Annotated in this window: 11 protein-coding genes; 7 read left to right on the top strand and 4 right to left on the bottom strand. The window is 60.4% G+C overall.

Annotation, left to right across the window (positions count from 1 at the left end):
- Positions 1–85 precede the first annotated feature (85 nt).
- Genes AC0V6V_RS11550 through AC0V6V_RS11540 form a run of 3 tightly spaced genes read left to right on the top strand, consistent with a single transcriptional unit; the run spans position 86 to position 2,803 of the window.
- Positions 86–808 (top strand): AAA family ATPase, encoded by a 723-nt coding sequence (locus tag AC0V6V_RS11550; protein WP_472639565.1) that lies wholly within the window; start codon positions 86–88, stop codon positions 806–808.
- Positions 809–823: 15 nt separating this feature from the next.
- Positions 824–1,399: a hypothetical protein gene (locus AC0V6V_RS11545; RefSeq protein WP_486165521.1), complete on the top strand. Its 576-nt coding sequence runs from the start codon at positions 824–826 to the stop codon at positions 1,397–1,399.
- 57 nt (positions 1,400–1,456) lie between these two features.
- Entirely contained in the window at positions 1,457–2,803 is a 1,347-nt protein-coding gene (locus tag AC0V6V_RS11540) for an SPOR domain-containing protein (RefSeq protein WP_486165520.1), read from the top strand.
- 122 nt (positions 2,804–2,925) lie between these two features.
- On the opposite strand, the gene AC0V6V_RS11535 is transcribed toward AC0V6V_RS11540, so the two are convergent.
- On the bottom strand, positions 2,926–4,158 hold the full coding sequence (locus AC0V6V_RS11535; RefSeq protein ID WP_486165519.1) for a dihydroorotase: 1,233 nt from the start codon (positions 4,156–4,158) through the stop codon (positions 2,926–2,928).
- The gene (locus tag AC0V6V_RS11530; protein ID WP_486165518.1) at positions 4,155–5,192 is read right to left on the bottom strand and encodes an aspartate carbamoyltransferase catalytic subunit; all 1,038 of its coding nucleotides are present in this window, start codon (positions 5,190–5,192) and stop codon (positions 4,155–4,157) included. The genes AC0V6V_RS11535 and AC0V6V_RS11530 overlap by 4 nt, the downstream gene beginning before the upstream one ends.
- Before the next feature lie 231 nt (positions 5,193–5,423).
- On the opposite strand from AC0V6V_RS11530, the gene sppA reads away from it, so the two are divergent.
- Both sppA and AC0V6V_RS11520 read left to right on the top strand, forming a co-directional pair.
- Complete coding sequence (sppA, locus tag AC0V6V_RS11525) at positions 5,424–7,310, top strand: signal peptide peptidase SppA (protein ID WP_486165517.1); 1,887 nt, start codon at positions 5,424–5,426, stop codon at positions 7,308–7,310.
- A gap of 332 nt (positions 7,311–7,642) precedes the next feature.
- Complete coding sequence (locus AC0V6V_RS11520) at positions 7,643–9,577, top strand: hypothetical protein (protein WP_486165516.1); 1,935 nt, start codon at positions 7,643–7,645, stop codon at positions 9,575–9,577.
- A gap of 81 nt (positions 9,578–9,658) precedes the next feature.
- Here AC0V6V_RS11520 and AC0V6V_RS11515 read toward each other — a convergent pair whose 3' ends face one another.
- Both AC0V6V_RS11515 and AC0V6V_RS11510 read right to left on the bottom strand, forming a co-directional pair.
- On the bottom strand, positions 9,659–9,871 hold the full coding sequence (locus tag AC0V6V_RS11515) for a TIGR03643 family protein (RefSeq protein WP_486165515.1): 213 nt from the start codon (positions 9,869–9,871) through the stop codon (positions 9,659–9,661).
- Positions 9,872–9,933: 62 nt separating this feature from the next.
- Positions 9,934–11,283 carry a sulfotransferase family protein gene (locus tag AC0V6V_RS11510; RefSeq protein ID WP_486165514.1) on the bottom strand — a complete coding sequence of 450 codons (1,350 nt, stop codon included), beginning with the start codon at positions 11,281–11,283 and terminating at the stop codon, positions 9,934–9,936.
- Positions 11,284–11,449: 166 nt separating this feature from the next.
- Here AC0V6V_RS11510 and serS point away from each other — a divergent pair, with 166 nt between their 5' ends.
- Positions 11,450–12,850, top strand: coding sequence for a serine--tRNA ligase (gene serS, locus AC0V6V_RS11505; RefSeq protein ID WP_486165513.1), 1,401 nt, complete (start codon positions 11,450–11,452; stop codon positions 12,848–12,850).
- Entirely contained in the window at positions 12,850–13,614 is a 765-nt protein-coding gene (surE, locus tag AC0V6V_RS11500; protein ID WP_486165512.1) for a 5'/3'-nucleotidase SurE, read from the top strand. Before serS ends, surE begins: the two co-directional genes overlap by 1 nt.
- The last annotated feature ends 14 nt before the right edge of the window (positions 13,615–13,628 follow it).

Raw genomic sequence — 13,628 nt, 5'->3', positions numbered from 1 at the left:
CTGTAAATTAGGGGTATCCTGCGATCTCAGTGTCATCCAAGCCGCAATCAGGCGGCGCCAACGGCCTAACAGGGGGACCAAGGCTTTGCGTGTACTAGCTTTAGCATCGCAGAAGGGCGGATCCGGGAAAACTACCCTTTCCGGACATCTCGCCGTCCAAGCACAGCGTGCGGGCGCTGGCCCAGTCGTACTGATCGACATCGATCCACAAGGATCGCTGGCTGATTGGTGGAACGAGCGTGAGGCGGAGTATCCCGCCTTTGCTCAGACGACTGTTGCTCGGCTCGCCAATGATCTTCAAGTTCTGCGTCAGCAGGGCTTTAAACTGGCCGTGATTGACACGCCGCCGGCGATCACCATGGCAATTCAATCGGTTATCGGCGTTGCCGAACTGATCGTAGTGCCAACTCGTCCAAGCCCGCATGATTTGCGCGCTGTTGGTGCGACGGTTGATCTGTGTGAGCGCGCTGGCAAGCCGCTGGTGTTCGTAGTGAACGCTGCGACGCCAAAGGCCAAGATCACTTCAGAAGCCGCTGTGGCTCTGTCACAGCACGGAACTGTTGCCCCGATCACGCTGCATCATCGCACCGATTATGCCGCATCAATGATCGATGGCCGCACGGTCATGGAAGTTGATCCGGAAAGCCGCAGTGCTGCTGAAATGACAGCACTCTGGAAGTATATTTCGGACCGGCTTGAAAAGAATTTCCGCCGCACCGTATTCGCCGCACCTGGCACCCAGCAGCAAGCTGTCGGCGGTGGCCGTCCAGCTGGCGGTGGTGGCTTCGGTCGCCGCGTCGCTCAATAAAGGAGCACCTGCGCGATGACTGAAGCAAGCTTTGCCTCGCTGAATTCCGCGCTGCTCGCTCGTAAGGGCGGGGCCAAACCGGCTATGCGCCCTCAGCTCACCAACCTTCCTGATGCAGGCAAGCCTGCAAATCTGGAAGACTTGGGCTGGAACGATATGGGTGCAGAGGACGAAACAGAGGACCAATCGCAAACTGCGAATGTGGTTCAATTGTCCCCGGCAGAGCCTAACGACGCAGACGCTGAAGAGCATGATTGGGACGAAAACGCGGACACACCTGATGTGCTGCGCCAGCAAGAAGAGCTGGCCGCACGCATTGCCGGGGAAACCGCCGAAGCGCCCGCTCCAGTGCCTGCTTCAAAGAGCAGCAAACCGGCTAAAAAGCGCAAATCAGCGAAAGCATCCGCGCGTTCATCTGGACGCCGCGCTGCTTTCACTTTGCGCCTCGACACCGATCGCCATCTCAAACTTCGCCTCGCATCAACCATGCAAGGCAAGAGCGCGCAAGCATTGGTTACTGAGGCGCTCGACGCCCTGCTCGACCAAATCGATGACCTCGATACGCTCGCGGAAAAGATGAAACGCGACTGATTTGTTAACTTTTTGCATCGAACCAAGACAGCAGAGTTACTCACAAGGACTATGACCATGGACCGCAGCGAAACCTACAAAATGACCGGCCCGAAAATGAGCCTCATTGTTTCGACCGCACTTGCCAGTGTAGCGCTTGCAGGTTGCACCACCTCGGCTGCCCCGCCTGCCCTATCCTCTTTCAGCAAGGCGCAAACCGCGCTGGAAAAAGGCCAGGTCGATAAGGCGGTTACGCATGCAGAGGCAGCGGTTCTGGCTGATCCTCGCAATGCAGAATTCCGCGCGATGCTTGGCGCTGCTTATCTAGAATCGGGCCGCTTTCAATCGGCTGCGACCAGCTTTGACGATGCTTTGGAACTCGGCGACACCGATCCGCGCACTGTCCTCAGCTACGCGCTGGCTAAAACCGCGCTTGGCGACAAAGGCAGCGCGCTTGCAAAGCTCGATGCTTGGTCTTCCGATATTGATCCGGCTGATCTCGGCCTCGCCTATGCTTTGGCTGGACAGCCGCAAAAGGGCGTGCACGTTCTGACCAATGCTTTGCGCGGCGGCCAAAACAGCGCGAAGGTTCGCCAGAACCTCGCCTACACCTATGCTCTCTCGGGCAATTGGCGCGCTGCCCGCGTGATGGCGGCAGAAGATGTGCCAGCTGGTGAAGTGAACGACCGGATTGCTGAATGGGCCGCTCAAAGCGCCCCTGAGCAATACCAAACCCGCGTCGCAGGTCTGCTGCGCGTGAACCCAGCGCAAGATGGCGGCCAACCGCAATATCTCGCGCTCAGCAACTTCCCAAGCCAAGGCGTTATGGTCGCTGAGGCTGCTTCTCAGGCACCGGCACCCGCTGCCACGCCAACCGAAAGCGAAGCTCTCGCCTTTGGTGTGTCGAACGACAGCACGATTGAAACATTTGATCCGGCACCTGCCGCAGCCCCTACACGGGTTGCTGAAGCGCCTAAGCCAGCACCGGCACCCGCCCGCGCTCGCTTCGTTTCAAACCCAATCGTCCAAGCACTGCCTACAAGCTATGCTGACAACGGAAAGCGCCCGACACCTGTGGCCGCGGCATCCAGCCAGCGCCGCATGGCAGCCGTCGCAACTGGTTCTGATGACACACACATGGTTCAATTCGGCAGCTTTTCTAGCCGCGCCGAAGCCGACCGCGCCTGGGAAATCTACCAATCGCGCTATCCGCAGCTGGCAAACCACGATGTGGTGATCACGCAAGCGGAAGTGAAAGGCAAAACGTTCTTCCGCGTCGCAGCCGCTGGCTTTGGCCTCAGCAGCGCACGCAGCATGTGTTCAACCGTTCGCTCATCCGGCAAAGGCTGCTTCGCCTACGCCAAGATCAACCCGCCAGCCGGCGCGATTGATCGCGGAGTGCGGATCGCAGCGCGCACACGCTAAGAGACAGATCCCTCTGGAACTTTCCAGAATTCAGCAAGACTACCCCCGGTGTCGCGAAACGCCGGGGGTATTTTTGTATGTAGTTGTGTTTGCCTTAAGTGCTGGAGCCGCCCGCACCGCGCTCAAACGACTTGCACGCCGCCTTTGAACAGCGCCTTTACCCGGCCTTGAGCGCCTTGGCGATCAAACGGGGTGTTGTCTGCGGTCGCGGACATCTTGCGGCGGTCGATGATCCACGGGGCCTCGGGATCAATCAGCGCAATATCCGCCTCTAGCCCAGCCTCTAGCTGACCAGCTGGCACGCCAAGCAGGCGCGCCGGATTGCCCGCGAGCAGCGCAAAGGCGCGCGCCATATCGATCACCTCGTCGCGCACCAAAGTCAGCGTCATCGCCAGTAGCGTCTCAGCCCCGGCCATCCCCGCCTCTGCATCGGCAAAGGGCAGACGCTTGTCCTCTGGCCCGCGCGGATCATGGCCCGATGCGATCACATCGACGGTGCCATCACCAATCGCTGCCAGCGCCGCTTGCCTGTCCGCTTCGCTGCGCAGAGGCGGTGAGAATTTTGCGAAAGTCGGGAATTGCACGGTCGCAAGGTCAGACAGCATGAAATGCGCAGGTGTGATCCCGCAGGTTACGTTCACGCCGCGCGCCTTGGCCGCGCGCACCAGATCAAAGCCAGCCTGCGTCGTCACCTGGCGAATATGCAGCCGCGCGCCCGCAATCTCAGCCAGAGCAATATCACGCGCAATAGCCAGCGCTTCTGCCTCTGCCGGAGCGCTGGGTAGTCCCATGCGGGTGGCCATTTCGCCAGCGGTCGCCGCCGCCTCACCGGTCAGCGCATCGTCCTCGCCATGCGTCACAACAACGAGGTCCAGCATCGCCGCATATTGCAGCACCCGCAGCATCACGCCGGAATCTGCGATCCAACGCCGCCCGGTGGCGATTCCTCTTGCGCCTGCATCCTTCATCAGCGCGATTTCGGCGAGTTCTTGCCCGTCCAGCGCGCGGGTCGCCGCTGCCAGCGGGTGAACCCACAGGTCTGGCTTGCCGCTCTTGGCGATCATGCTGACCCGGCTGGGATAATCGAGCGGCGGGGATTGATCCGGCATCAAGGCCGCGCGGGTGATCCCGCCGAAATGAAACGCCGCCTTGTCGATCCGAAACACGCCCAGATCGACCAGGCCCGGCGCGATGATCTGTCCGCGCGCATCGATCACTTCGTCGCCGTCCTGCGCGGCGATGTCTGCGCCGACTTGCGTGATGAGGCCGCCATCCATTCGGATGCCGCCACTGATCATGCCGCCGGGCGTCGCCAATTGGCCGCCGGTGATTGTGACAGGCTGTGACTGCTTCATGATGCGCTCCCCTCGCCCATCGCCCATCCTTCAACACCGCGCGCGCTGCGAGTTAGAATGTCGAGCGCGGCCATCCGGATCGCGACCCCCATTTCCACCTGCTGAGTGATGATTGAGCGGTCGAGCATATCGGCCACTTCGCTGTCGATTTCGACCCCGCGGTTCATTGGGCCGGGGTGCATCACCAGCGCGTCGGGCGCCGCATTGGCGAGCCGCGCCTGCGTGAGGCCGTAGAGATGGTGATATTCACGCTCAGACGGGATGAATTGCCCCTGCATGCGTTCGGTTTGCAGGCGCAGCATCATCACCACATCCGCGCCCTTCAGCGCCTCGTCAAAATTGTGAAATGCCTGCGCGCCGATCGCCTCCACGCCCGCTGGCATCAAGGCTGGCGGCGCGCACAGGCGCACGCTTGCGCCCAGCGCCTGCAGACACAGCAGGTTGGAGCGCGCGACGCGGCTGTGCAGGATGTCGCCGCAAATGGTGATCGTCAGCCCAGTGAAATCCTCCGCCGCCTCGCCGCGTTTGCGCAGCGCATGACGCAAAGCCATCGCATCGAGCAGCGCCTGCGTTGGGTGTTCATGGCTGCCATCGCCCGCGTTCAGAACCGGGCAATCGACCTTGTCCGCGATCAGCTGTGTCGCGCCGCTCGCCCCGTGGCGGATCACAATCGCATCGGGGCGCATTGCGTTCAGCGTGATCGCGGTATCGATCAGCGTCTCACCCTTTTTTACAGAGCTTTGCGCGGCGTGCATATTCACCACATCCGCGCCCAGCCTCTTGCCGGCAATCTCAAAGCTGAGCAGCGTGCGGGTCGAGTTTTCGAAGAAGGCATTGATGATCGTCTGCCCGGCCAACAGATCAGTGTGCTTGGAGGGTTGCCGATTGAGCTCGACCCATTGCTCCGCAGATTCGAGCAGATAGAGGATTTCGTGGCGCTCCAGCTGGCCAATGCCAACCAGATCGCGGTGCGGGAAGGCCAAACGGCCCGCTGGATAGCGGCCAGAGCCTGTGTTTTCGCCGGACAATGTCATTAAAGCGATGCCTTTAGTCGAGCGCTGTCGCGCGCTCAACCCATTGATGCGCAAGTTTTGCGCTGTTTGCGATGGAAGTTTGCGCGCTGCATGCCTAGTTTAGCGTCAGAGGTACGTTTTAACGGTGCTGCACCACCCGCACCCTCCACCCTTCCACCCGGATCATACCGGGAGAGAATCCGGGTGGAAGGGTGGAGGGCGCGGGTGGCCAGGCTATTTGAAAGAAAATTCATGAGTTTTGTGGGCAAGGTTTGGAAACTGCTGGTCGGTGTCAAAGACGGGCTGGTGCTGATTTTCATGCTGCTGTTTTTCATGGCGCTGTTCGCGGTGCTTTCTGCCCGCCCAAGCCCAGGCCAAGTGCGCGAGGGTGCACTGCTGATCGAGCTTGATGGCTTTGTCGTCGAAGAACGCTCTGAGATTGACCCGCTGCAAACCTTCCTCAGCGGCCAGGCCCCCGTTGCCGAGCACCGATCACGCGATCTGGTCACTGCGCTTAACGCGGCCGCAACCGACGAGCGGATCAAGGCGGTTGTGCTCGACCTTTCCTCTTTTGTCGGCGGAGGTCAGGTCCACATGCAAGCCATTGGCGAGGCGATGGACCGCGTTCGCAAAGCGGAAAAGCCAGTGCTCACCTACGCACTCGGATATGCCGATGACCACATGCACCTCGCCGCGCATGCCAGCGAGGTTTGGATCAACCCGCTGGGCGGCGCGATGATCGCCGGCCCGGGTGGCAGCAACCTTTATTACGGCGACCTGCTAGACCGGTTGAACATCAACGCCCGCATTTACCGCGTCGGCACGTTCAAGTCGGCGGTAGAACCCTTCTCTCGCAATTCCATGTCCGATGAAGCGCGCGAAAACCTCGCCGGATTGTACGGGGCGATGTGGGAAGAATGGCAGGCCAACGTCAAGAAAGCCCGTCCTTCGCTCGACCTCGATCGAGTGACCGGCGATCCGGTCGAATGGGTCACCGCTTCACAAGGCGACTTGGCCAAGGCCGCGCTCGACGCGGGCCTCGTCGACAAGCTGGGCGACCGGATTGCCTTTGGTGAGCGCGTGGCTGAACTCGCCGGTGAAGACGCTTGGAGCAAGAAACCCGGCGCCTATGCAACGGCAGAATTCGCGCCATTCCTGGCTGACGTAACTCCATCCGCCTCCGGCAAATCTATTGGCGTTGTTACCGTCGCTGGCGAGATCGTCGACGGCGACGCCGGCCCCGGCACCGCTGGTGGAGAGCGAATTGCCCGTATCCTTGATGAGGCGCTGGATGATGACCTTGCTGGCCTCGTCGTGCGCGTCGATTCCCCCGGCGGCTCCGTGCTAGCATCGGAAGAAATCCGCCTTGCGATTGAGCGCCACCGCGCGAACGACATTCCGGTTGCGATCTCTTTCGCCAATGTCGCGGCCAGTGGCGGCTATTGGGTCGCGACCGCAGGCGACCGCATTTTCGCTCAGCCAGAAACGGTCACCGGTTCAATCGGCGTCTTTGCCGTGTTGCCAACCTTTGAAGACGCCGCGGCAGAATACGGCGTGAACGCTGATGGCTATCGCACCACGCCGCTCTCTGGCCAGCCTGACCTTGTCGGCGGCCTGACGCCAGAGGTGGATGCGATCCTGCAAGCCTCAGTCGAAGACACCTATGCCGATTTCCTCGAAAGGGTTGGTAAGGCGCGTGGAATGGACACAGCGCGCGTTAATGAGATCGCGCAAGGCCGCGTCTGGGACGGCGGGACCGCGCGTCAGCTTAAACTGGTCGACCAGTTCGGCGGTTTTGAAGAGGCGCTTGCCTGGGTCGCGGCCGAGGCTGAGCTTGAAGAAGACGGCTATAGCGCGCGCTTCCTCGGCGCGGGCACCGCGCAATATGATTCGCTGATCCGTCAGATGCTGACCAGCGCCAGCCCGGACGCCTCCGGCGCGCGCGGCGGCGATCTGTTCGCTATGGCCGCGCGGAAACGCGGCGCTTTGCTTGGTCAGCTCGCCAGCGATGTTGAACGCCTGTCCGGCACAGCAGGCGTCCAGGCCTATTGCCTCGAATGCCCAGCCACGCCCAACGCCGCATCCAGCAGTAAGAGCCAAGGCGTTCTGGCAATGCTGAAGGCTCTGTTCACGGACTAACTTGCGCACACCGCAACGATCAATCCGACTCTAGCACTGTATTGTAACGCAGGCTTAATAGAACAACCTGCTCGGATAATAATACTTAGCTTATAAGTAAACGCCCCATCCTCCAATATGACTATTGGTTCATTATTGGATTTAATACGCATTGGTGCGGAGGGTCTATTTACCATATTACTCCACATTAGCAGATTATTGCCTGGCCTCTAATCTGGATTTGGAGGGCCAAATACTGGAGGCAATAACGGCGGGTTTCTCACGCTCCGCTTAATTCCGTCTGCAACTGCGAATGGCGATTTGCCTCCATCGGCCGAAGATGGAGTAGAATTATGCGTTTTACATTGATGACAGCCGCCGCATTGGGAGCAATCGCCGTAGGAATAGGCTCTGCGGACACAGCGCGTGCCGACGACTGCTTCCTCGACCGCGACGATGATGGTCTTCTCGGCATCCTTTTCGACGACGACGGCGGGGCAAATTCCAATAGTGATGACACTGCGCTTGCCTGCGGAGTGGCGGCGACGGCTACCGGAGCGGATTCGACCGCGATCGGTCGCAGCTCTTCGGCTACCGCAACCAACGCCACTGCAATTGGCAGCAATGCCAGCGTGACGGGAAGTAACGGAGTAGCGATCGGTGTTAGCGCGAACGCGCAAGCTACAAACACATTGGCTGTGGGCAGCGGCAGCAGCACGACAGGCTTTGATTCAACGGCCCTCGGCACAAACGCTAGCGCAACTGCAAACAATGCGGTGGCGCTTGGCAATGGTTCGCTTGCTCATGAAGCGAACAGCGTCTCTGTTGGAAGCCAGCTGGTTCAGCGCCGAATTACGAATGTCGCAAGCGGCACGGCCAACACCGATGCGGTCAATCTGGGGCAGTTAAACACCGCCATTTCTGGGGTCAGCGGCGCTGCTGCCGCTGCTCAAGCAGATGCAACGCAAGCGCTCACTGATGCGGCTGCGGCACGATCCATAGCCGATATCAATACGGCTGCGCTGAGCTATTTTGCAGTGAGTTCGACCGGTCCGGGAGCGAGTGCAGAAGGAAGTGATGCAATTGCCATTGGTGAGGCTGCAAGATCGCAGGGCGCATTGAGTTTGGCTGTAGGTGACGCAGCATTCTCTGATGGCGATGGCGCTATTGCTGTTGGCACACGGGCTTTGGGCAGCGGGGTGCGTTCGATTGCGATTGGCGCTGAATCAGAACAAGCTGTTACCCCTTCCGCCGAGGCTTCTGGCCAAGATGCAATAGCAATCGGCTCAGACGCCAACCGCGATGGAGCAGGCTCGCGAGCAACAGGAATTGCCGCCATTGCGCTTGGTGCGGATGCGGTGGCGAGCAGTGCGAGCGCGACGGCTTTGGGTGAGCGGACGATTGCGATTGGTCAGGAGGCGTCAGTGTTTGGGGCGCGGGCGCGGACCAATGGCGCGTTGGCAACGGCTGTTGGCGCACGCTCTGTGGCGACCTCAAACGGGACATCGGCCTTTGGTACGGGGTCTCAAGCCCGCGCGCTCAATGCGACCGCAATTGGCAACTCAGCGCGGGTTGAAGGCGCTTTCTCAACCGGCATCGGTGCAGGCGTCAATATTACTGACACAGCCAACTCAGCGGCTGCGGTGGGCTTTCAAGCAAACGTCAGCGGCAGCGCTGGCACAGCGGTGGGCAGCTCAAGCGAGGTCACCGCGCAGTTTGGTACAGCTGTGGGCCGTGAGGCGAGCGTTACGCATGTGAACTCGACTGCGGTTGGTTTTCAGGCAGCGTCTACGGCAGCCAACCAAGTGGCGCTCGGAGGAGAGGGATCATCCGTGCGGATCGGCGATATCGACGCCAGCACGGCGGCTCAGCAGGGTCCGGTGGACGTTGTGACAGTGGATGCCAATGGCACACTGGGCCGGCAGAGCGTGGCGACAGCCGCCTCGGTCGACAATGTGCGGGTGGCGCTCAACGCCGTCGCGCAGGTCTCCACCGCTCAGTTCGATGCGCTTAGCGGACGGGTGCAAGACCTCAGCTTCCGTCTCGAAGACGTCAACGAAAGCCTGTCGGGCGGGATCGCAGCGGCCATGGCCATGGGCGGTCCAGCGATTGCGCCGGGCAAATCGCTCTCGTTATCGTTCTCAGTCGCCAATTACCGCGGAGAGCAAGCCTTCGCCGGCAACCTCGCCGGGGAAATCGCGAAAGATGTCTATCTCGCCGCTGGGGTCAGCGGGAACACCGGCGATGGCAGCATTGGATCGCGCGCTACCGTCTTGTTCGGTTTCTAAATCAGGAGAGTGTGGGAGGCGGCGTTTATTCGCCTCCCACATTTTCAAGGTCAAGTTCTGCCCGATCCGTCAGGCATCAGCCTATTTGTAAGTCTCACGGCGATCGCCAAATCGGCGCACACGTTTGCGCCAAGTGCGATAGCTGGAGGGCTTGAGCGAGGACCGCATCAGCTCTTTCACCTGAGCATCGGACAGGCCGTATTCGGTCTCTATCGTGGCGAAGCTGATATGATCGCTCAGCGCCATTTCGATGATCGCACTGACGTCTGCTTCGCTTAAATCCGGTTTTGCCATGGGGCTTTAGATGGGAACGCGCATGGCCTGCGTCAAATGGTGAGTGGCTGTTCGCCCAGCTCTCAACCAAACCGGCGGCGTCGTTCTTTCTGGATCGGCGCCGCTGCTGCGTTTGCGCCGGTGCGAGACCCCATGCCCTCGCCCCAACCGCCAGTCGGCACATCGAAGGCACGGACATAATCGGCAAAGCGCTCCGCCACCTCATCCGCGCTTACCTGAAAATCGCTCAGCCGGTAGACATGCGGATGGCGTTTCAGGGATTTTGAGCGCTCCAGATAGTCCGCCATCTTGGCCTCAGCCGGAGCCATATCGAGATCGAGGAAGCGATAGACGCGTTCCATCTCGCCGCGCCAATCCCGGTCCATATCTTCATATTGCACATCGATCATGCGCTCGGGATCAAGTCCTTCACGCGCCGCGCGCATCCGCTCAATCTGCTGCTCGGTCTTGGCTAGCCAATCGCGCCCGATGCGGGCTGGATCGACAGAATCGGAATATATGATCGTCTGGTTCCAGGCGAGCGAGGCGGCGCTGCCGACCAGGCTCCTGGGGTCACGGTGGGTGAAGATCAGGCGCGCATCAGGAAACACGTTCAGCAAAGCGGGAAGATCCAGCATGTGCTGCGGTGTCTTCAATATCCACGGGCGCAGCGGAGAAGCCTGCTGCGACCAGCCGATCAAGCGCAGCAGATTGGCGAGATGGCGGTAAGCCGGCGTCGCATCCTCCTTGGCGCACCATGAGGAATAGCTTGGCACTTGCCACTGCGCATCGTGCTTCATGCCCCACATGCTGGAGACAAGCAGGCCAAGCTCTTCTTCGGGCTCATACGGCCCGGTCGGATGGATCGAGAGCGTGCGGGGATTGGCCGCCCGCGCGACCTTCATGATCCGCCGCGCAAGCACTGGGCGAAAATCCTTCGCCTTGCCCGCCAACACGTCCTCAAAATCCGGGCGCGGCACTGGGCTGATCGTTTCAAAACTGCGCATATGGGTGAAGCGCCGATCGCTCGCCAGCAGCCGGTGCAGCCGCGTGGTGCCGGAACGCATGGGGCCGACGATCACCACCGGGCGCGGGATTGGTCGCTCCAATATCTCTGGGAAACGGTCAAACCATTGCTGCGCCCACAGCCGGTCGGTCAGCACTTTGTTGAATTGCTGCACCGCGCTGTGCTGGCCCGCCAGATTGAGCCGGGCCTCGCCGCGCACTGCATCCAACAGCACCTCAAAGGGCCGCTCAAACCATGGATCGCCAAAATCGCTGAGGCCGGTCTTGCGCGCCGCCGTCTCCATCAGTGCATCTTTGCTGAAACGCGCTGGGGCGAGAACGCCCGTTCGCTCACCCGCGCCGAGCAGGCGATTGAGCCCGGCGATAAATGCGGTTCGTTGCGGAGGCGCGACCCGTCCGTGCTGCATGAGGTAGCCCTCTATTTTTGCCCCTGTTCGCCGCAATTGCCCCGCAGCGCTGATCTGACGTCAGACCCTTGGTCTAGCCGGTTTGAACCCCTGCGCAACCTAGGGCAGAGCACTTGTCCGCATATGCACTGGAATTTGGCCAACCAAGCGGGCATAGGCTGGCCCCATGCACGATATTCGAATTATCCGAGACGATCCCGACGCCTTTGACGCCAATTTGGCGCGCCGTGGGCATGAACCTGTCGCACGCAGCATTGTGGCGCTGGATGAAGAACGCCGTGCGGTCGCGACCAAGCTGCAAGAGGGGCAAAGCCGCCGCAACGAAGCCTCCAAAGCCATCGGCCAAGCGATGGGCCAAGGTGACACCGCAAAGGCGGAAGCGCTGAAGGCCGAAGTTGGCGAGCTCAAAAAGACGCTGCCCGCTTTGGAAGAGCAAGACCGCGAGCTGGGCGAAAAGCTGAAGGCTGCGCTCGACATCATTCCGAACCTGCCGTTTGATGATGTGCCACGCGGTGAGAGCGAAGAGGACAACGTTGAAGTCTCAACTTGGGGCGAAAAACCCAGCTTTGATTTTGACCCGCAAGAACACGCCGATATCGGCCCGGCGCTAGGCATGGAATTTGAGACCGGAGCGAGAGTTTCCGGTGCGCGGTTTACCTTCTTGCGCGGTGGGGTGGCACGCCTGCACCGGGCTTTGGGACAATGGATGCTCAATGAGCAAACCGGCGAGTTTGGCTACACTGAATGTGCGCCGCCGGTCTTAGTCAATGATGCGGCGATGTATGGAACGGACAAGTTGCCAAAGTTCGCCGAGGATAGTTTTCAAACTGCTCCCCCAACTTGGGCGAGCAATTCAATCAACCTTCTTCAGAAGGCTCTAGAGCATCCGGAAGTTTTTGGAGATTCAGCATTCAGGAAAGATGCGACCGAATTGATCGATGGCGCATTTCTAACACGTCGCTGGCTCATCCCAACCGCCGAAGTCTCCCTGACTGCATCCGTGATGGGCGAAATTGTTGACGACGCTCAGCTCCCTATGCGCATGACCGCCCTCACCCAATGCTTCCGGTCCGAGGCTGGCTCCGCCGGCAAGGACACGCGCGGTTTCATCCGCCAGCACCAATTCGAGAAATGCGAACTCGTTAGCATCGTCCGCCCGGAGGATAGCGAGGCCGAGCATGAGCGCATGACCGGCGCCGCTGAGAGCATTTTGCAAAAACTAAACCTGCCTTATCGCAAGATGCTGCTGTGCACTGGCGATATGGGATTTGGCGCGCGCAAGACATATGATCTGGAGGTCTGGTTGCCAGGACAAGGCGCTTATCGCGAAATCAGTTCCTGCTCCAACACGGGCGATTTTCAAGCGAGGCGAATGAACACTCGCTATCGCCCTGAAGGCGAAAAGAAGACGCAGTTTGTGCATACCCTCAACGGCTCCGGCCTCGCAGTGGGCCGCACGCTGGTGGCGATTATGGAGAACTATCAGCAGGCCGATGGCAGCGTCCTTATTCCAGAGGTCTTGCATCCCTATATGGGCGGCGTAACCAAGTTGGAGCCCGCCGCTTAATGCGCATTTTGCTGACCAATGATGACGGTATTCATGCGCCCGGACTTGAGGTGCTGGAAGAAATCGCGCGGCAGTTTTCGGACGACATTTGGGTCTGCGCCCCGTCAGAGGAACAATCCGGCGCTGGCCACTCGCTGACGCTCAACCAGCCAGTCCGCCTGCAGCAATTTAGCGAGCGGCGCTATGCCGTCACCGGCACGCCAACCGACAGCGTGATGATGGCGCTGCGCGAAGTGATGGACGGCCCGCCCGACTTGATCCTGTCCGGCGTCAATCGCGGGGCGAACCTGGGCGATGACATCACCTATTCAGGCACAGTCTCCGCCGCCATCGAGGGCGCGCTAGCTGGCATTCGCTCCATCGCCCTGTCTCAGGTTTACTCGCGCGAAAGCATGGAAAGCGCCGCCCCATTCGCCGCAGCCCGGGAATGGGGCGCGAGGGTGATCAAGCCGCTGCTCGATGTGCAGTTTGCAGAACGCACGCTGGTCAATGTCAATTTCCCGCCGCTCGAAGCCGACGCGATCAAAGGCATTCGTGTGGTCCGCCAGGGCTTTCACGATTACTCACGCGGCAGCATTGTCGAGGGGCGTGATCCGCGCGGCAACCGCTATTTCTGGTTCGGCCTGCACGCGATTGAGCACACGCTGGACCACGGCACCGACCTGGAGGCGATTGACGATGGCTACATTGCCGTTACCCCTTTGCAGCTTGATTTGACGCATTATTCGTCGCTCGACATTCTAGCGGGGAAATTCGCCGAATAAGGGCGCAGGACGGG

The sequence above is a fragment of the Erythrobacter sp. S249 genome, assembly GCF_057364975.1.
Note: the sequence above shows the minus strand (reverse complement) of the source record. Positions and strands in the feature narration are given on the sequence as shown.

Coding starts and splice junctions, on each gene's coding strand:
- AC0V6V_RS11545 (WP_486165521.1), top strand. CDS start 824: ATGACTGAAGCAAGCTTTGCCTCGCTGAATTCCGCGCTGCTCGCTCGT.
- AC0V6V_RS11540 (WP_486165520.1), top strand. CDS start 1,457: ATGGACCGCAGCGAAACCTACAAAATGACCGGCCCGAAAATGAGCCTC.
- AC0V6V_RS11535 (WP_486165519.1), bottom strand. CDS start 4,158: ATGAAGCAGTCACAGCCTGTCACAATCACCGGCGGCCAATTGGCGACG.
- AC0V6V_RS11530 (WP_486165518.1), bottom strand. CDS start 5,192: ATGACATTGTCCGGCGAAAACACAGGCTCTGGCCGCTATCCAGCGGGC.
- sppA (WP_486165517.1), top strand. CDS start 5,424: ATGAGTTTTGTGGGCAAGGTTTGGAAACTGCTGGTCGGTGTCAAAGAC.
- AC0V6V_RS11520 (WP_486165516.1), top strand. CDS start 7,643: ATGCGTTTTACATTGATGACAGCCGCCGCATTGGGAGCAATCGCCGTA.
- AC0V6V_RS11515 (WP_486165515.1), bottom strand. CDS start 9,871: ATGGCAAAACCGGATTTAAGCGAAGCAGACGTCAGTGCGATCATCGAA.
- AC0V6V_RS11510 (WP_486165514.1), bottom strand. CDS start 11,283: ATGCAGCACGGACGGGTCGCGCCTCCGCAACGAACCGCATTTATCGCC.
- serS (WP_486165513.1), top strand. CDS start 11,450: ATGCACGATATTCGAATTATCCGAGACGATCCCGACGCCTTTGACGCC.
- surE (WP_486165512.1), top strand. CDS start 12,850: ATGCGCATTTTGCTGACCAATGATGACGGTATTCATGCGCCCGGACTT.